Origin of the sequence: Mycobacterium sp., assembly GCF_035623875.1 — a bacterium.
GTDB lineage: Bacteria > Actinomycetota > Actinomycetes > Mycobacteriales > Mycobacteriaceae > Mycobacterium.
The window spans coordinates 1-17279 of record NZ_DASPSP010000027.1 but is presented as its reverse complement, the minus strand read 5'-3'; the positions used below and the strand labels follow the sequence as shown (position 1 = coordinate 17279).

The following is a 17279-nucleotide window of genomic DNA, read 5'->3' as shown; positions in this document are numbered from 1 at the left end:
GCCCGGTCGGCGACGTGTTCGAGCTTCATCGTGTCAACCGTCGGCGTCATTTCGGCATAGAGATTGTTCTGGCATACAAAGACAACCGGCAGATCCCACAGCGCGGCCATGTTGGCAGCTTCGTGGAATGAGCCGGTGTTGGTGGCGCCGTCACCGAAGCTGACCACCGTGACGCGGTCGAGGCCCTTGCGTTTGCCGGCCATCGCCAGACCCACCGCTACCGGAGGTCCGGCTCCGACGATCCCGGTCGAAAGCATCACGCCCTTATCGGGTTTGGCGATATGCATGGTGCCGCCCTTGCCGCGGCTGGCGCCGACGGTACGGCCCATCATCTCGCCGTAGATCTCCTCCAGCGGGACGCCCTTGCCGATCAGATCATGCAGCCCGCGGTAGGTCGTGACCAGCTGGTCGTCGGGTCGCAACGACACACCCATCGCCGCGGCGATCGCCTCCTGGCCGCGCGACGGCCAGTACACGCACATGAATTCTCCGGTGCCAATGCCCTTCGACAGCCGGTCATCGGCCGCCTTCATCAGTACCATCAGCGCATAGATGCGCTTTTGGATCTCCGGAGGTACCTGTGCTGCAGGAGTCACTTTGTGTAGGAGCCGATCTGCTGATAAACCTTGGGAATTGGCGGCGTCTCCATGTTGAGCAGCTCCAGCGACGACATCTTGCCGCTGGCACCGAGTTCCCCCAGCCGTTGCACCACCGAGTCGAGGTCGTCGCAGTCAAGCTCGTAGATCGCGACGAATGGGCCCTTCCCGTCGGTGGGCGCGAACCGGCGCGCGGAGACGATGCCCTGCACCGAGCAGATCTCCGCCAGGTGGGTGTCGTTGTACCACTTGTGGTAATCCGCCTCACGGTCCGGCGACACCGGCATCGACTCCAGGTAGATGATCCCTTTAGCCATTCGCCCACTCCTCCTCATCGCTGCGTCCCCCTCGCCGCTGCGCGGCTGGAGGCACCCCCACTGCATCGTCGTCGGCGGTGGCCATGCTTACCTCTCCATTTCGATTGGGCTGCAGTCCGATTGACGTAACCTCATGCGCCTGCCCACGGCTTCACCTTGAGGAAGCCACCGGCGTCGACACGCAACTGCTGGCCGGTGATGTAGCGCGCGGCGTCCGAGGCAAGGAAAAGCACGGCCTCACTGATGTCCTCGGGTTCGACATAAGGCACCGGCATCGCCTGCACCAGCGGGAAAACGGGCTCCGCATCCTCGCGGGTCGGGTTTTTCAGGTCGGGCCGGAAGGCCCGGTACATCGGCGCGCTGTGCAACATGTCGGTGTTGACGTTTGTCGGGTGCACCGCGTTCATCCGGATGGAGAACTTGGCCAGCGCCAGCGCAAAATCGTTGACATAGTGCGCGGCAGCTATTTTCGCGAAAGCATATCCTGCTCCACCGGGACCGCCGTCGATGCCGGTGGTGTTCATCGACGACATGAACGCCGCGTTGGATCCGATCACGATGATCGAGGCGCCCGCCTGCAGGTGCTTGAGACTGGTGTGCACCAGGTTGATCACGCCGAGCAGATCGACGTCCACCGCGTCAGCGAAGGCCTGCGGCGGCAGGCCTGCGGTGAGCGGGCAGATGCCTGCGTTGGCGACCACGATGTCGAGATGACCCAACTCGGCGACGCCCCGGTCGATCGCCGCGGACAGGGCGGCGCGATCGCGAACATCGGCGATCTCGGTGAAGGCGTGCTGGCCCTCCTTCTCGACAAGCCGGGCGGTTTCGTCGAGATCCTCCGGGCGGGCCAGCGGGTATTCGTTGGTTTCGATGTCTGCGCACAGGTCCACCGCGATGATGTCGGCGCCCTCGGCGGCAAGCATCCGGGCATGAGAGCGGCCCTGACCGCGCGCGGCCCCACTGACCACCGCCACCTTGCCCGTCACTCTGCCCATCGCCGTTCCTTTCTCAGCACCTTTGGTAGAGGCGAATCACACTGGGGCTCGAGATCTTTCGCGCAAGTGCCGGGATAACCGACGGAGGCGCCGACCCGGCCATCAGGTGGGACCGGACGAGCATTCGACTCCATCGCATCTCTTCCACGACGCTGCGTCGTTGCAGTACAGGCTGACGAATACCTATAGTATCTATACTACCTAAAATAGAAAAGACACCGAAAAGAGTGGGCAAATGTCAGCCGTGCTCAGCGGCGTCCGGGTCGTCGAACTGGCTTCATGGACGTATGTTCCTGCTGCCGGTGTCGCTCTGGCGGACTGGGGCGCCGAGGTCATCAAGGTGGAGAGCGTCGTCGGTGATCCGGGCCGGGCGTTGGTGGTCGGAGGGTTCACCCGGCAAGCGGCACGTGCCGATGCCGACTTCATCCTCGAACTGAGCAACCGCGGAAAGCGAAGCATCGCTTTAGATCTCAAGAGTGAGACCGGCCGGGAGTTCTTCGGGCGACTGCTCGCGAGAGCCGACGTACTGCTCACCAACTGGCTCCCGGCAGCGCTGGAGCGGGCACGTCTGACAGTCGAAGACATTCGCGCGTTCAACCCGAACATCATCATCGCGCGCGGAACGGGTCTGGGTGTGCGGGGGCCCGACCGCGACCGGGGCGGCTTTGATGCCGCTACGTATCTGGCTCGCGGCGGAGTCGCTTACACGCTCACGCCGTTCGGCACCGAAAATCCCGCCGTGCAGGGCCCGGCCTTCGGCGACCTGCAGGCGGGAATCACCCTGGCCGGCGGAGTCTGCGCAGCACTGTTCCACCGCGAGCGGACCGGCGAGCCGACGATCGTGGATTCGTCGCTACTGGCCCAGGCGATGTGGAGCATCGCCCCCTCGATTTCGGTCGCCGACCTCTTCGATATCGACGGCATCCCGGGAGCACCGCCGGGGTTGGCGATGAACCCGCTGGTCAACCGCTATAAGACCAAGGACGACCGGTGGATCCAGATGGTGTTTCTCCAGCCGGACAAGTTCTGGGCCGGATTCTGTCAGCGGATCGGGTTGCCTGAGCTGGCCACCGACGCGCGCTTCGTGCCGTCGTCGAATCTGGTCGCCAACGCCGCCGAAGCGACCGCCCTGATCGGTGCCAAGTTCGCCGAGCACGACCTGGAGCACTGGCGGAAAGCGCTGGCCGATGAGCCCGGTGTGTGGGCGCCGCTGGCCACCCCGCGTGAGGCGCTCAACGACCCGCAGAGCAAACCCAACGGCTACCTGATCACCAATGTCGACGACCAGGGTATCGAATACGTAATGGTCGCTGCACCAGTGCAGTTCGACGAAACTCCACCTGGCCCGGGACGCGCGCCCGAACACGGCCAGCACACCGAGGAAATTCTGCTGGAGCTCGGCTTCGACTGGGACGACATCGCCAAGGCCAAGGACAGCGGCGCGATCCTGTAGCCTGCCCCTCGAATGCGAATCTCATGGAGGGCGTAAAGGGGATAGTCATGACTTCGGGCGTCGAGCAGTTGGAGTTTCAAGCCGAGGCGCGCCAGTTGCTGGACTTGCTGGTCCACTCGGTCTATTCCGATAAAGATTCGTTTCTACGGGAGTTGATTTCGAACGCCTCCGACGCCCTGGACAAGCTCCGGATTGAAGCGTTCCGGAACAAGGACCTGGACGTCGACACCTCCGATCTGCATATCGAGATCGAGGCCGATAAGGACGCGCGCACTCTCACCGTTCGCGACAACGGCATTGGCATGACCCGCACCGAGGTCGTCGATTTGATCGGCACCCTGGCCAAGTCGGGTACCGCCGAGCTGCGTCAGCAGTTGCGTGAGGCCCAGACCGCTAAAAACACAGACGTGTCCGAGGAACTGATCGGTCAATTCGGTATCGGCTTCTACTCCGCCTTCATGGTGGCCGACAAGGTCGAGCTGCTCACCCACAAGGCCGGCGAGAGCGAGGCCACCAAGTGGGAGTCGAGCGGCGACGGCACCTACACCATCGCCTCGGTCGAGGGTGCTCCGCAGGGAACGTCGGTCACCCTGCACCTCAAGCCCGAAGACGCCGAAGACGCGCTGCACGACTATACCTCGGAGTGGAAGATCAGGACGCTGGTCAAGAAGTACTCCGACTTCATCGCCTGGCCCATCCGAATGGAGGTCGAGAAGAAGACCCCTGCCTCCGAAGAAGGTGGCGAAGAGACCGTCACGCTAGAGACCCAGACCCTCAACTCAAGCAAGGCGCTGTGGGCCAGGCCCAAAGACGAAGTCTCGGACGACGAGTACAAGGAGTTCTACAAACACATCGCGCACGCCTGGGATGAGCCGCTCGAGGTCATCTCGATGAAAGCCGAGGGCACCTTCGAGTACCAGGCCCTGCTCTTCATCCCGTCGCACGCCCCGTTCGACTTATACGAACCGGGCGCGGCGATCGGTGTCCAGCTTTACGTCAAGCGCGTCTTCATCATGGGCGATTGCGACCAGCTCATGCCCAGATATCTGCGCTTCATCAAGGGCGTCGTCGACGCACAGGATCTGTCGCTGAACGTTTCCCGCGAGATGCTGCAACAGGATCGACAGATCAACGCGATCCGGCGTCGCTTGACCAAGAAGGTCCTGTCAACGATCAAGGAACTGCAGGCCGAGCGGCCGGATGATTACCGCACCTTCTGGAGCCAGTTCGGCAAGGTCCTCAAAGAAGGCCTAATGCGGGACTTCGACAACCAGGAGACGTTGCTGCAAATCTCCTCGTTCGCCTCGACGCACAGCGACGACGAACTCACCACCCTCGCCGACTACGCAGAACGGATGAAGGACGGCCAGGAGCAGATCTTCTACGCCACCGGAGAGTCACGGCAGCAGATTCTTAACTCACCGCACCTGGAAGCATTCAAAGCCAAGGGTTACGAGGTGCTGCTGCTCACCGACGCCGTCGACGAGATCTGGCTGGGGTCGGTGACCGAGTTCGACGGCAAGCCACTGCAGTCGGTGGCCAAGGGCGAGGTGGACCTCGACACCGAGGAAGAGAAGACGGCCCACGAGGCCGAACGCAAGGAGCGGGAGAAGGATTTCGCCGATCTGCTGACCTGGCTGAAGGAGACCCTGAACGAGCACGTCAAGGAAGTGCGGCTCTCCACCCGGCTGACCGAGTCGCCGGCCTGCCTGATCACCGACGCCTTCGGTATCACCCCGACGCTCGCCCGCATGTACCGGGCTTCCGGCCAAGACGTTCCGGTCGAGAAGCGGACGTTGGAACTCAACCCGAACCATCCACTGGTCACCGGCCTGCAGCAGGCGCACAAAGACCGCGGGGACGATCCATCAGTAGCTGAGACCGCCGAATTGCTTTATGGCACAGCACTTCTCGCTGAAGGCGACACACCCGAGGATCCGGCGCGGTTCGCTGAGTTGCTGGCAGACCGGCTGGCCCGCACGGTATAGACGCTTTAGTTGCCGTGCCGCACCTGGCTGAACGGCACACCACGGTCGGCGGCGTACTCGCGGGGAAAGTTCAGCACCCGCTCGCCGATGACGTTGCGGGCCAACTCGCTGGTACCACCGCCAATGCAGACCGTTTGGCGGGACAGGTAGCGCAGACCGGTCTCGAGCCCCTCCCCTTCCGCGCCGACGACCCCGGCCGTTCCGGTGATTGCCAGCCCGGCGTCCATCTCCAGGGTGACCGTCTCGGCGTGGAAAAGCCGGAGAAGGGTTCCGGCGGCAGGCGGCAGCGTGCCGTCGCGGACGCTGCGGTAGACGTGGTCGCCCAGTTGGTCGCTGACCGCTCTGTGCACTAATGCCCGTCCGGCTATCTGCCGTACCCGCTCGCTGTCGGCCTGCCCGGTTTTCTCGGCCAGCCGCGCATAGTTCACCGGCGTCGTTCGGCCGCCCTCACTGCCGCTGCCGCTGGCGAATTCCGAACCCAGCCCCACCGCGCGGCGCTCGTGATAGAGCTGGCGCGAGGCCACCGACCACCCGTCGTTGACCTCGCCGACGACCGCGTCGTCGCCGACGTCGACACCGTCGAGGAACTCCTCACAGAACTCCGTTGACCCGTTCAGCTGAGTGATGCGCCGCAACGTGATTCCGGGATGCTTGATCGGCACCAGGAACATAGTGAGGCCGTCGTGCTTGGGCACGTCCCAATTGGTGCGGGCCAGGCAAAGTCCGTAGTCGGCGGCGAATGCGCTGGTGCTCCACGTCTTTGCGCCGTTGATCACCCAGTGGTCCCCCTCCCGCTCGGCACGGGTGATCACACCGGCAAGATCCGATCCGCCGCTGGGCTCGGACAACAGCTGAACCAGTACCTCGTCGCCCCGCAACGCCGCAGCGATGTGCCGGCGCTTCTGTTCTTCGCTACCGGTGTCGAGCAGCGTCGCGCAGCAGATGGTGAACGTCGGCGTGTTGAGGATCAGCGGCATCTCATAGCTGAGGCTCTCCTCGTTGAATACCTTCTGGTATTCGTAGTCCAGACCCAACCCGCCGTACTCGCGCGGAAAGCAGATTCCGGCGAATCCGCCTTCGTACAGCCGCTTTTGGAGTTCACGGGCGCGCTGCCAGCAGTGCTCCTCATCGCGGTGGGCGGCCGGCGGAAACGCGGGATCGATAGGCGGCATGTTGTCGGCCAGCCAGGCCCTCGCCCGGGCGCGGAACTCGTCGATGGATTCCACGTCGGTGGATACCAGTTCAGCCTCGGTCATCAAGCAGACCTCGGGGCTCGATTTCCTGCCTCTTGCCACTGGTACACCCGCAGGTTGTGCTCTTCGGGCGTGCCGAACATGGCCCGGTACAGCGCAACTCGCCGCAGATACACGTGCAGATCGTGTTCCCAGGTGACGCCGATTCCACCGTGCATCTGTACACAGCCCTGGACGATCTCGGTGGCCATTTCCCCGACATAAGACTTGGCGATGCTGGCCGACAAGCCGGCGTCGGCTGAACGGGCGGAGATGGCGGCCACCGCTGCGGCGGTCGTCGCCCGGCATGCCTCCAACCACATCTTCATATCGGCGAACCGATGCTTGAGTGCTTGGTAGGACGCCAGCGGGCGGCCGAAGGTGTGCCGATCCAACGCCCACGCGACGGTGAAGTCGAAAACTGTCTGCACAATGCCGACTACTTCGGCGCACTGCAGCACTTGCGCGAGGTGGCTTTGACGGTCGATCAGTCCGGCGGTCTCGGCGGCGCTGCCGACGGCCGCGCTGTGTTCGACGTCCACGTGGTCGAAATGCACGCGAGCGTATTGCTTGACCAGATCGATCGACTGCTGCGGCTCGACCCGCACCCCGGGGGCGTTGGTGGGCACCAGGAATTGGCGCACGCCGTCGTCGCTCTGCGCCACCACAAGTAGCAGGTCGCTCTGGGCACCCGCCTCCACGCGGTCTTTGACACCGTTGACGCGATAGCGGGAGCCGGTCTTGGAATCGATCTGAGTGGCGGTCAGCGACGGCCGATGGGGCGCCCAGGCCTGCCCCGGCTCGTAGACCGCCCAGGAGGCCACCAGTTCTCCGGAGATCAACGACTCGATCGTGGCCGCATGGGACTGGTGCTCGGCGCAGTCCACCAGCGCCGCGAGCACCGTGCTGACCGGATACAGCGGCCCCGGCGCCACAGTTTTTCCGAGCTGCTCGGCGACCATCGCCAGATCGGCAACACCATCGCCCGAGACGCTGCCACCACCAAGTTCCTCGGGGACCAGCAGAGCCGTCCAACCCAGCTCAGCGGCCCGCTGCCACCAGGCCTTGTCGAAGGAGACGCCCGCCGCGTGCAGCTCCCGCACCCGGCTCAGCGGAACCTCTTTTTGGAGAAAAGCTTGGCTGGTGGAGGCGAAGAGTATCTTTTCGGGGGAATCGACGGCAGTCATGACGTTGGCTGGACCTCCATGGCCTTCCTTCACCGTTGCGGATGATGGTTGGGCGTGTCCTGGTCATCCGTCCGGTTCGATCCCAGTCGGGGTTCACTGGTGCCCTCGATGGTAGCAATGACCAATACAGTAAGAGATACCGGAGTTCAGTCGATAATGACGTCGAGAAGCTGTAGTCGCCATGGCTGACGCGGGCGAGCGGCCGCAGGATTCCGCCAAGGCGAAGGCGGACGCGATCGCGTTGGCCGAGCAAGCCGAGGCCGAGGCCGCTGAGGCGGAAGCGCTGGCTGCGGCGGCGCGCGCACGCGCCCGGGCCATTAAGTTGCGGCGTGAGGCGCAGGCGCAGGCCGCCGAGGATGCCGAGGAGACCACCGAAGCCACCACTGCCGTCGAAGCCGCAGACGCCACCAAGGAGAAGCCCGAAACGCCCGAGCCGTCGGAAACGCCGGAGTCACCCGCAGCGTCGCCCGAACCAACCCGGCGGCGGTTGCCGGTACCGCAGTTATCCCGGTTATCCAAGCCCCTTGCCGGCGCCGCCATCGTCGCGATCTGCGCTCTACTGGGAGCCAGCGGATGGATGCTGTGGCATCACCAGACCGTCCAATCAGAACGGCAGCGATCCGCGGCCTACATCGCTGCCGCCAAACAAGGCGTGGTTAACCTGACGTCATTGGACTTCAATAACGCCAAGGAAGACGTCCAGCGGGTACTCGACAGCTCGACGGGCGAATTCAGGGACGACTTCCAGCGTCGCGCGGACGATTTCGCGTCGGTGGTGAAAGATTCCAAGGCTGTCACCCAAGGATCGGTCAAGGCCACCGCGGTTGAGTCGATGGGTAAAGATTCCGCTGTCGTTCTGGTCCTGGCTAACGAACGGGTCACCAATTCGGCCGGCGCCAAAGATGATTCACGGGCTTTCCGGTTCCGGGTGTCAGTGGTCCGAGAAGGTGACCAATTGAAGATTTCGAAAGTTGAGTTCGTGCTATGAGCGCGGACGACAAGACCGAGCAGCGCAACGTCGAGAGCGCGCCGGATCTCGAGCCCAGCGACGGGGTGGAAATCGACAAGACCGCAGACGACGCCGACGAAGCACATCAGGACGGCGACACGACCGAGCGCGGCATCACCTCGTGGATCGGCGACAAGGTCGCTCGGCGCCGACACGGCAAACTCGCCCCGGTGGTTCTCGTCTTGCTTCTTTTGGTCTCCGGAGCGCTGGCGGCGTGGTTGTACGTCGTTCAGTACCGGCCTGACGAGCAGACCGACGCCGCTGCCGCTCAAAGCGCGGTCGACGCCGCGCGCGACGGCACCGTCGCGCTGCTCTCCTACAAACCAGACACCCTCAACCAGGACTTCGCCGCCGCGAAATCCCATCTCACCGGGGATTTCCTGAACTACTACGACCAGTTCACCCGGCAGATCGTGACCCCGGCCGCCAAGGAAAAGGCGCTGACAACGACAGCTCAGGTGGTGGGTGCGGCGGCGTCCGAACTGCACCCGAATTCGGCGGTCGTGTTGCTCTTCGTCAACCAGGCCACCGTCAGCAAAGACCGGCCCGATCCGGCGATGGCGTCGAGCAGCGTGCTGGTGTCGTTGACGAAGGTCCACGGCAAGTGGCTGATCACCAAGTTCCAGCCGATCTGATCTGACACCAACGTCCAACGTGCACCCACGGCGGAAAATACGAAAAGAAATCTCGCCGTGGGTCCACGCTCGGCGTGGAGAGCAACTAAATGGCAAACGAGCGGCGGAGCACCTGAGCGTGCAGTGCGGCGCTTTCCCGGGAGACAACCCACTCCGGCACCACTGAATCGAACCCGTGAAATGTCGCGGCAACGACGTGCAATTCGGTGTGCACATACGCATGCAGCAGCCGGTTCGCATAGTCGATGGCTTCATCGCGGCATGGGTCGATCTCCGCGCAACTGATGAAGGCCGGCGGCAGTCCCTCCAAGTTCGCCCGATGGGCCGGTACGAATTGGGCCGTCGCGGCGCTGTGACCCAGGTAGTGGCCCCACGCGCGGCTCACGGCGGGGCCGTTGAGTCCCGGCGTGCGCTGGAATTCCCGACGCGACGGCGTGGCGTCGGCGTCGAGCATCGGCTGGTGCAGCACCTGGGTCAGGATCGGCGGGCCCTCCTGGTCGAACATGCGCTGGGCCAGTGCAGCGACCAGCGCCGCGCCCGCATCCCGGCCCATCACCACGACGCGGGTGCCGTCCGCGCCGAGGCGGTCGCCGTTCTCGACGACGTAGCGAAACGCTACGTCGACGTCATCGAGTGCTGCCGGACACGGGTGCTCCGGCGCCAGCCGGTAGTCGACCGACACGACGAGGCAGCCGGCCGCGCGGGCCAGCTCCACACAGTGCGAATGGTCGGTATCGAGGTTTCCGGTCACGAAGCCGCCGCCGTGCGCATACACCGCCAGCGCCGCTGGCGACTTGGTCTGGCCGCGGTAGAGGCGCAGGCCAAGCCGCCGGTCCCCCGGACCGGTGATGGCGCGGTCTTCGATCTCGACGCTGCCGGTGTCGACGGCCGCCGCGCGCTCGGCAGCGAGCCGGTCGGCGCGCTCCCGCTCGGCGGGAAGTGACTCCGCACGGAATTCGACGATGTCCAGGCCGGCTGCGGCGTCGCGCAGCGCCGGATCGATGCGGCTGATCCCCCTAGGGCGGCCTTTCGGCTGCACGCGATCGGTCTCGGTCGTCATGGTCATCAAGGTAGACCTGCGACTCCATGTGGTGAAAGATCCGATAGTCCTCACCGCGCGCCACCAACAGCCAGGTGATCCAGCTGTTGCCGCTGTGCTCGACATCGGATTCGCGTGCGGTGAAGCGCCATCGGCTCAACACCACGCAACGCGCGAAGCCGTCGGTGAGCAGATCGGCCGTCCGCAGCTGTGACGACACCGACGCACGCTTGAGGCGTCCGGCGAGCCGTGCCCAGTGCCGCTCGAGTTCATCAGCGCCGATCAGCGGCATCGCGTACTCGTCGCCGATGTACACCGGCTGCGGCGTGTCGTCTTCCCAGAGGCCGGCAACCCCCGCGAGATCGAGGGCCGACCACTTTGCGTCGTATTCATCGACAAGTGCCCTCAGGCTGGCGGCTGACCCGGTCACTGCCTCACTCGAAACTGACACTGACGGGCGGCTGTTCCCCGGGCAGGGCCTTCACCGTCGATGGCAACCCATAGAGTTCGGTCGCGTTGCCGCGCATGATTCGCTCGCGGTGCGCCGCGGGGAAACGGTTGATCGCATAGGCCGGCGAGTCATAACTCCAGTGCGGGTAGTCCGTCGAGAACATCAGGTTGTCGCCGAGGTCCATCATTTCCAGATACTCACGGAATTGTCTGACGTCGGCGTCTTCCAGCGGCTGGGTGGTGAACCGGACGTGTTCGCGGACATACTCCGACGGCCGGCGGCGGACGTGCGGCAGGTCGGCACGGCGGGCCTCCCAGATGCGGTCCATCCGCCACATCACCGGCATCGCCCAGGTGAAGCCTCCCTCGATGAACACCACCCGCAGATCGGGGTGCCGGTCGAAAGCACCGTCGAACACCAGGCTCATCAAGTGCGAGACGTAAAGCAGCGGCCAGGAGGCGAAGAAATCGTGCCAGTGCGCCGGATTGCCCACCGGGTACAGCGGAATCAACTCGAACGGCGTCTGCCCCATCAAGTGAGTGGACACCGGGAAGCCGTTGCGGGACGCGGCCTCATACAGCGGGTCGAAATGCGGGTTGCCGAAGGGGATTCCACGTGTCTGCGGCGTCATCAACACCTGCGCCATGTAGGGATGGCCTGCCCAGCGCTCGACTTCGCGCGCCGCCTGCTCTGGTACCTGCGCGCTGACGCTGATCGAGCCACGCCAGCGGCCGTGCGCATTGTTCTGGTCCAGCCAAACGTCGGCGAGCCAGTTGTTGTAGGTCGACTTCAAGACGTGTTCGGCCTGCGGTAGCTGCGCGTCGCACATGGGTTCCAACGACGCGATGCTGACGCCGGCGTCGACCAGCAGTTGTTTCGCCGCGTAGTCGGGATCGGTGCCGGCGAAGCCGCCACCGGGCGGGGTCGCGTCGACACGCATCGACATGGTCTTGTAGGAGTCCGGCGTGTCGTAGAAATGCGGCACCGGGGTGACGGCGTTTCCGGTCGGCCAGATCTTGTCGACCCATTCGGCGGGCGCGTAGGACTTCAGTACGTCGGTCGAGACGGGCATCGGGTGCACATCGGTGTCGACGATGCTGACCGCGATCTCGGTCTGCGGCTCGACCCGTTCGATGGTGGTCATCGCGTTGTCTCCTTAACTGCAAGCCCGTAGAGCTCACTGGCGTTCTGCCACAACACCTTCTCGCGTTGCGCAGCGTCGAGACCCTCGGCCGACACGTCCGGTGACGACGTCGACCAGTGCGGATAGCTCGACCCGTACATCAGCAGCTCCGCCTTGGCGGAGAACTCCATCCAACGCTGCATCTGACCGGCGTCGGTTGGCCCATCGAACGCCGACGAACAGAACCGGACGTGAGCAGGCAGGTATTCACTAGGATAGCGGTCCACCCACGGCGTCTGGTCGCGCATCGACAGCCAGAAGGTGTCGAGCCGCCACATCAGCGGAGTAAGGATGTCGTATCCGCCGTCGGCAAAAACAAATTTCAGGCCCGGATGCCTGCCGAAGACACCTTCGACGATGAGCGTCGCGAGATGGACGAAGTAGTTCAGCGGCATGAAGGCCGCATAGCCCGGGTAGGTGTGCGCGTGGCCGGCGAACGTGGGTGCGTAGTCGACGCCGTTGCCGCCGTTGATGTGCACCGCAACCGGCAACCCGTGCGCGGCCGCGGCCTCCCAGATCGGCTCGAACATCGGCTTGCCGTAGGGCTCGCGAGACTGCATCGGAACGCCGACCTGGACCAGCTTGGGATGCGCGGCAAGGCGTTCGATCTCAGCGACCGCACCTTTGGGGTCCTCGGGATTCACCCGGATGGTGCCGCGGAAACGGCCGGTGGTGTCTGGCTCCAGCCATCGGTCCAGCAGCCAGTCGTTGACCGCCGCGCAGATGCGGCTGTTGAGCAGATAGTCGGCAATGTTGCCGCGGGTCAACGGGTTCAAGATGGCGTACTGCACCCCGGCGTCGTCAAAAAGGTGGCGGGCAACGGTTTCCGGATCCGACCCCGGGTAGTGCTCGCCGTATAGGTCACGGCGGTAGTCGCCGCCCGGAGCTTGATACCACTGCTGTTCGACGTCGGGAATCGCCCGCAGTCGGTGCGCGGCAGGGAGGTAATCCCGGATTTCGGCGTTAGAGCGGAAATGCGGCTGAACATTGGCATCGATGACCATGGCGCTCATGCGGTCAGGTACACCTCGCCGTCGCTGACGTCGACCTGGTACGTGCGGATGCGCCGTCGCGGATCGGCGAGGTTGCAGCCCGTGGTGACGTCGAATTCCCAATTGTGCCAAGGGCACCGGACGATCTGCCCGTCGCAGGTACGCCGCAGCCCGTCCGGTGCGTCGGGGTCGGCTTCGTTGGTTCCGCCAATGTAGCCCAGACACAAGGGCGCACCCTCGTGCGAGCAGTAGTTGACGATCGCGTGCAGCGACCCCCGCACGTTGTACACACCCACGCCAAACTTGCCGACATCGACCAGCTTCATCGTGCCCGGCGGCAACTCGTCGAGGGGGCAGACCAATCGGCGTTTCAGCACGGCCGGATCACCGCCTCCCTGAGGGTCATGCAGGTCAATACTGTCCCTGTTACGGTAGCCACCACAAGTCGTTGGGCTTCGTTGCTATTTATATTATAATAGCGATATTCAACGGTTGCTCAGGAGGGAGCGCTGAATGACGCTCAGCACCGACCCCGACGGCCAACCCGTCACCCTCGACTTCACCGGTGAAACCAGCCCCTACCCGTTCTTCGAATACATGAGGCGCACCGATCCGGTCTGGCACGGCGCATTGGCGGACCACACGCAGATGCCCGAGGAACTGCGGCCGGACGACGAGTGGGTCTTGTTCGGCTACGACGGCGTGTTCCAGGCCTTCCGCGACGATCGAATCTTCACCTCCGCCGCCTACGAAAAGACCATCGGCTTGGTGATGGGGCACACCATTCTGGCAATGGGCGGCAAAGAGCACCACGACCACCGCAGCCTGGTGGCCAAGGCATTTCGCGCCACCGCGCTGGAACGGTGGGAACCGTCGGTCATCGGGCCGGTGTGCGATCAGCTGATCGATGAGATCAAGAGCGATGGACACGCCGACCTAGTGAAAGCGCTGACGTTCGAGTTTCCGACCCGGATCATCTCCGTGTTGCTCGGACTGCCTGCGGAGGATCTCGACTTGTTCCGGCGGCTGTCGCTTGACCTCATTTCGATCCCGACCGACATCATCGCCGGGCTCAACGCGGCGGCGGAGTTACACGGCTACTTCCTCGAGCAGGTCGAGCAGCGCCGCAGCAAACTCACCAGCGACATCATCGGCGACCTGGTCGCCGCCGAAATCGACGGCGAGAAGCTCACAGACGAGGCCATCATCGCGTTCTTGCGTCTGCTATTGCCCGCCGGATTGGAGACCACCTACCGCTCGTCGGGCAACCTGTTGTACCTGTTGCTCACCCACCCCGAACAGTTAGCGATGATCTATCGGGACCGCTCACTGATACCCGCCGCCATCGAAGAGGGCCTGCGGGTGGAAACCCCGCTCACAATGGTCATGCGGACCACCACCGAGGACGTCGAAATAGGCGGCAAGACAATCCCGGCCAACGCACAGGTCGACATGTGTATGGGCTCGGCCAACCGCGACGAGAAGCGCTGGATCGACTCCAACACGTTCAACATCCGTCGCGCGCGCCAAGCACACATCGCGTTCGCCGGCGGCATCCACATGTGTCTGGGAATGCACTTGGCCCGGTTGGAAACCCAGGTGATGCTGAACAGCTTGCTCGACCGGGTCGCGAACTTGGCCCTGGTGACCGACGACGGGACTGGAGACAACGCCAGAATCGTCGGCCTCACCTTCCGGTCGCCCAACAAGCTTCCGGTCACCTTTACCCCGGTGTCATGAAAAGCCGGGCGGCGATTCTGCATGATGTCGGCGGCCCGTGGTCCGTTGAGGAATTCGAGCTAGACCCGCCGCGCGCCGGCGAAGTTCTCGTCCAGATGGCCGCCGCCGGGTTGTGCCACTCCGACGACCACATCCTCAAGGGCGACATGGCAGCGCCCAACGAAGTCCTGCGGGCGATGGGGCTGCCGACAATGTTTCCCACCATCGGCGGCCACGAGGGCTCCGGCATCGTGCGCGAAGTCGGAGGCGGTGTCACCGATTTCGAGCCCGGCGACCACGTGGTGATGTCGTTCGTCGCTGTCTGCGGCCAATGTCGCTGGTGCGCAACCGGTATGGAGTACTTGTGCGATGCCGGTATCGGAACCCTAACCCCGGGAATGCCCACAGACGGCACATTCCGCCACCACCTCGCCGACGGCAAACCGTTGGGTCATATCTCCAAGATCGGCGCATTCGCCGAACACACTGTGGTGTCGACGAATTCACTGGTGAAGATCGAGGCGGATCTTCCGCTGCTACCGAGCGCGCTGTTGTCATGCGCCATCCCCACCGGATACGGTTCGGCCGCCAATCGAGCCGGTGTGCGCGGCGGCGACACCGTCGTCGTCATCGGCGCCGGCGGGATCGGTACCGCCGCGATCCAGGGCGCCCGCATCAACGGCGCCGCGCAGATCGTGGCCGTCGACCCGGTCGAATTCAAACAGAAATCAGCTCTGCGGTTCGGCGCCACCCACAGCTGCGCAAACGTCGAGGACGCGCTGGATTTGGTCACCGGCCTGACCTACGGCGTGATGGCCGACGGCGTCGTCGTCTCGCCATCGTTGATCAGCGCCGACGACGTCCGCAGTGCGTTGCGGCTGACCCGCAAGGGCGGGACATGCGTGCTCACCGGCATGACCGCGCAAACAACGCGCGGGATCAAATTCGACCTGCAGGACTTCATCCTGATGAACAAAAACCTGGCGGGTACCGTTTTCGGCTCCTGTAATCCCAAGGCAGACATCTACAAGCTCGCCAGGCTCTATCAGACCGGACAGCTGCTGCTCGACGAGATGATCACCAAACGCTATCGCCTCGACGACATCAACGACGCGTACGCAGACCTGCTCAACGGTGAAATCGTCCGTGGCGTCATTGATTTCGGGGTTGCTTGACTTTCCCACGCAGTCGCTGCATCTGACCGTATGCATCGATCGGGCTGTGCAGGGCCAGCCCGCCGTCGGCGTGAACGACCTGGCCTGTCACCCAAGATAATTCGAGGACACCGACGATGACCCCGGCTACATCGGCCGCTTCCCCGAGACGTCCTAACGCGGTGCGCTCACACAAGCCTTCCACCCAGCCGGGCAGTTGCTCCGGTTTGCCCAGCATCGGTGTCCGGGTAACGCCGGGACCAACGGCGTTCACCCGGATGCCGTAGCTGCCCCATTCCACAGCCGCGACCTTGACCAGCATGTTCAACCCCGCTTTGGACACGCAGTATGCGCCCATGTCCCGGTCGGCGACCGTTCCGCTGATGCTGGATACGGCAACGATCGATCCGCCAGTTTCCGCATCGATCATCGCCTGAGCGGCGGCCCGGATGGTCAGCCAGCTGCCGGTGAGGTTTACCGCCAGCACCCGCTGCCACTGCTCAACCGACTCCGCCAACAGCGTGCCGGACGCGCCGATGCCCGCGCAAGCCACCACCCGCGTGGGTACACCGTGCTCGCGCACGGTTTGGCCCATTGCGGCGGTCACCGCCTCCGGATCGCTGATGTCGCAATCGATGTCGCCGCCGTCTTGGTCCCACACCAAGACGTCGTTGCCCGCATCGCGCAACCGGCCCGCGACTTCTCGCCCGATACCCGACGCACCGCCGGTCACCAGAGCGGTCACGCCGGTGGCCCGATCAACTCGACGAGCACCCCGTCGGGCGCGGTGATGACCGCCATCGGGACGGTTCCGCCGTTCGGTGCGGGCACACCGATGCGACGTACGCCGTCGGTGAAACCCAAGGCGGCCAAGCCGGACAGCGTCGCATCGACGTCACGCTGCAGGGAGAGCAGGAAGAATCCGTGCCGAGGGCCCGGGGCTGGGGGCGGCGCATCGCCGGCTCCGTCGAAGACCACGAGTTCGACGATGCCGGTGTCGGGGGCCTGTGGATCACCCAGGAATATCGACCGCAGCTGATCGCAGCGGGCCCCGAAGAGTTGCGGCCAGTTACCGCTGAAGGTGTGGTCGAACAGCTCGGCGAACCCCAGCCCGTCGCGCCAGAACCTCATCGACCGCTCGACATCGGCGGTGCAGATCGCCGCATGATGAACACCCAGCACAAGCCTGCTCCCGCATCCTCAGACAGCATCATCGCAATGACGCGAGTTTAGGAGTGGAGCCGGCCCGCAGGCGCTGATTCGCGTCTCTGGGTCAGGACGCCAGCGCGAACTGGACGTCCACAGTCTTGGTTATCCCGGCTGGGTTGC

Annotated in this window: 18 protein-coding genes; 6 read left to right on the top strand and 12 right to left on the bottom strand. The window is 64.2% G+C overall.

Translation table 11 applies throughout. The features are described from left to right. The 3 genes from VEI45_RS02735 to VEI45_RS02725 all read right to left on the bottom strand — a co-directional run. Positions 1 to 542 (bottom strand): thiamine pyrophosphate-dependent dehydrogenase E1 component subunit alpha (locus tag VEI45_RS02735; RefSeq protein WP_414687385.1); only part of this gene is annotated, 542 nt, incomplete at its 3' end. Between the two features lie 50 nt (positions 543 to 592). Further along, positions 593 to 913, bottom strand: a complete 321-nt coding sequence (locus VEI45_RS02730) for a hypothetical protein (RefSeq protein WP_324849891.1) — start codon at positions 911 to 913, stop codon at positions 593 to 595. Between the two features lie 131 nt (positions 914 to 1044). Next, positions 1045 to 1908, bottom strand: coding sequence for a mycofactocin-coupled SDR family oxidoreductase (locus VEI45_RS02725; protein WP_324849889.1), 864 nt, complete (start codon positions 1906 to 1908; stop codon positions 1045 to 1047). Positions 1909 to 2143: 235 nt separating this feature from the next. Here VEI45_RS02725 and VEI45_RS02720 point away from each other — a divergent pair, with 235 nt between their 5' ends. Further along, positions 2144 to 3361, top strand: coding sequence for a CaiB/BaiF CoA-transferase family protein (locus VEI45_RS02720; protein WP_324849887.1), 1218 nt, complete (start codon positions 2144 to 2146; stop codon positions 3359 to 3361). Positions 3362 to 3408: 47 nt separating this feature from the next. Beyond that, positions 3409 to 5349 carry a molecular chaperone HtpG gene (htpG, locus tag VEI45_RS02715; RefSeq protein ID WP_324849885.1) on the top strand — a complete coding sequence of 647 codons (1941 nt, stop codon included), beginning with the start codon at positions 3409 to 3411 and terminating at the stop codon, positions 5347 to 5349. Positions 5350 to 5354: 5 nt separating this feature from the next. Here htpG and VEI45_RS02710 read toward each other — a convergent pair whose 3' ends face one another. Next, positions 5355 to 6605, bottom strand: a complete 1251-nt coding sequence (locus VEI45_RS02710; protein ID WP_324849883.1) for an acyl-CoA dehydrogenase family protein — start codon at positions 6603 to 6605, stop codon at positions 5355 to 5357. After that, positions 6605 to 7768 (bottom strand): acyl-CoA dehydrogenase family protein, encoded by a 1164-nt coding sequence (locus tag VEI45_RS02705; RefSeq protein WP_324849881.1) that lies wholly within the window; start codon positions 7766 to 7768, stop codon positions 6605 to 6607. Before VEI45_RS02705 ends, VEI45_RS02710 begins: the two co-directional genes overlap by 1 nt. 181 nt (positions 7769 to 7949) lie before the next feature. On the opposite strand from VEI45_RS02705, the gene VEI45_RS02700 reads away from it, so the two are divergent. Beyond that, entirely contained in the window at positions 7950 to 8756 is an 807-nt protein-coding gene (locus VEI45_RS02700; protein WP_324849880.1) for a hypothetical protein, read from the top strand. Continuing rightward, on the top strand, positions 8753 to 9412 hold the full coding sequence (locus VEI45_RS02695; protein ID WP_324849878.1) for a hypothetical protein: 660 nt from the start codon (positions 8753 to 8755) through the stop codon (positions 9410 to 9412). Before VEI45_RS02700 ends, VEI45_RS02695 begins: the two co-directional genes overlap by 4 nt. An 85-nt stretch (positions 9413 to 9497) precedes the next feature. Here the strand turns inward: VEI45_RS02695 and VEI45_RS02690 are convergent, their stop codons facing one another. From VEI45_RS02690 to VEI45_RS02670, 5 genes are read right to left on the bottom strand one after another with little or no spacing between them, the layout of a single operon-like run. Then, positions 9498 to 10472 (bottom strand): alpha/beta hydrolase, encoded by a 975-nt coding sequence (locus VEI45_RS02690; RefSeq protein WP_324849876.1) that lies wholly within the window; start codon positions 10470 to 10472, stop codon positions 9498 to 9500. Continuing rightward, positions 10429 to 10881, bottom strand: a complete 453-nt coding sequence (locus VEI45_RS02685; protein ID WP_324849874.1) for a hypothetical protein — start codon at positions 10879 to 10881, stop codon at positions 10429 to 10431. The genes VEI45_RS02690 and VEI45_RS02685 overlap by 44 nt, the downstream gene beginning before the upstream one ends. Before the next feature lie 4 nt (positions 10882 to 10885). Continuing rightward, positions 10886 to 12046: an amidohydrolase family protein gene (locus VEI45_RS02680; RefSeq protein ID WP_324849872.1), complete on the bottom strand. Its 1161-nt coding sequence runs from the start codon at positions 12044 to 12046 to the stop codon at positions 10886 to 10888. Next, the gene (locus VEI45_RS02675; RefSeq protein ID WP_324849895.1) at positions 12043 to 13089 is read right to left on the bottom strand and encodes an amidohydrolase family protein; all 1047 of its coding nucleotides are present in this window, start codon (positions 13087 to 13089) and stop codon (positions 12043 to 12045) included. Before VEI45_RS02675 ends, VEI45_RS02680 begins: the two co-directional genes overlap by 4 nt. A gap of 5 nt (positions 13090 to 13094) precedes the next feature. After that, entirely contained in the window at positions 13095 to 13454 is a 360-nt protein-coding gene (locus tag VEI45_RS02670) for a Rieske (2Fe-2S) protein (protein ID WP_324849870.1), read from the bottom strand. Positions 13455 to 13590: 136 nt separating this feature from the next. On the opposite strand from VEI45_RS02670, the gene VEI45_RS02665 reads away from it, so the two are divergent. Next, complete coding sequence (locus VEI45_RS02665) at positions 13591 to 14817, top strand: cytochrome P450 (RefSeq protein WP_324849868.1); 1227 nt, start codon at positions 13591 to 13593, stop codon at positions 14815 to 14817. Next, positions 14814 to 15971 (top strand): Zn-dependent alcohol dehydrogenase, encoded by a 1158-nt coding sequence (locus VEI45_RS02660; RefSeq protein ID WP_324849866.1) that lies wholly within the window; start codon positions 14814 to 14816, stop codon positions 15969 to 15971. Before VEI45_RS02665 ends, VEI45_RS02660 begins: the two co-directional genes overlap by 4 nt. Here VEI45_RS02660 and VEI45_RS02655 read toward each other — a convergent pair. Both VEI45_RS02655 and VEI45_RS02650 read right to left on the bottom strand, forming a co-directional pair. Beyond that, positions 15949 to 16695 carry an SDR family oxidoreductase gene (locus VEI45_RS02655; protein ID WP_324849864.1) on the bottom strand — a complete coding sequence of 249 codons (747 nt, stop codon included), beginning with the start codon at positions 16693 to 16695 and terminating at the stop codon, positions 15949 to 15951. The genes VEI45_RS02660 and VEI45_RS02655 overlap by 23 nt on opposite strands. Next, positions 16692 to 17132, bottom strand: coding sequence for a VOC family protein (locus VEI45_RS02650; RefSeq protein WP_324849862.1), 441 nt, complete (start codon positions 17130 to 17132; stop codon positions 16692 to 16694). Before VEI45_RS02650 ends, VEI45_RS02655 begins: the two co-directional genes overlap by 4 nt. Positions 17133 to 17279: the final 147 nt, after the last annotated feature.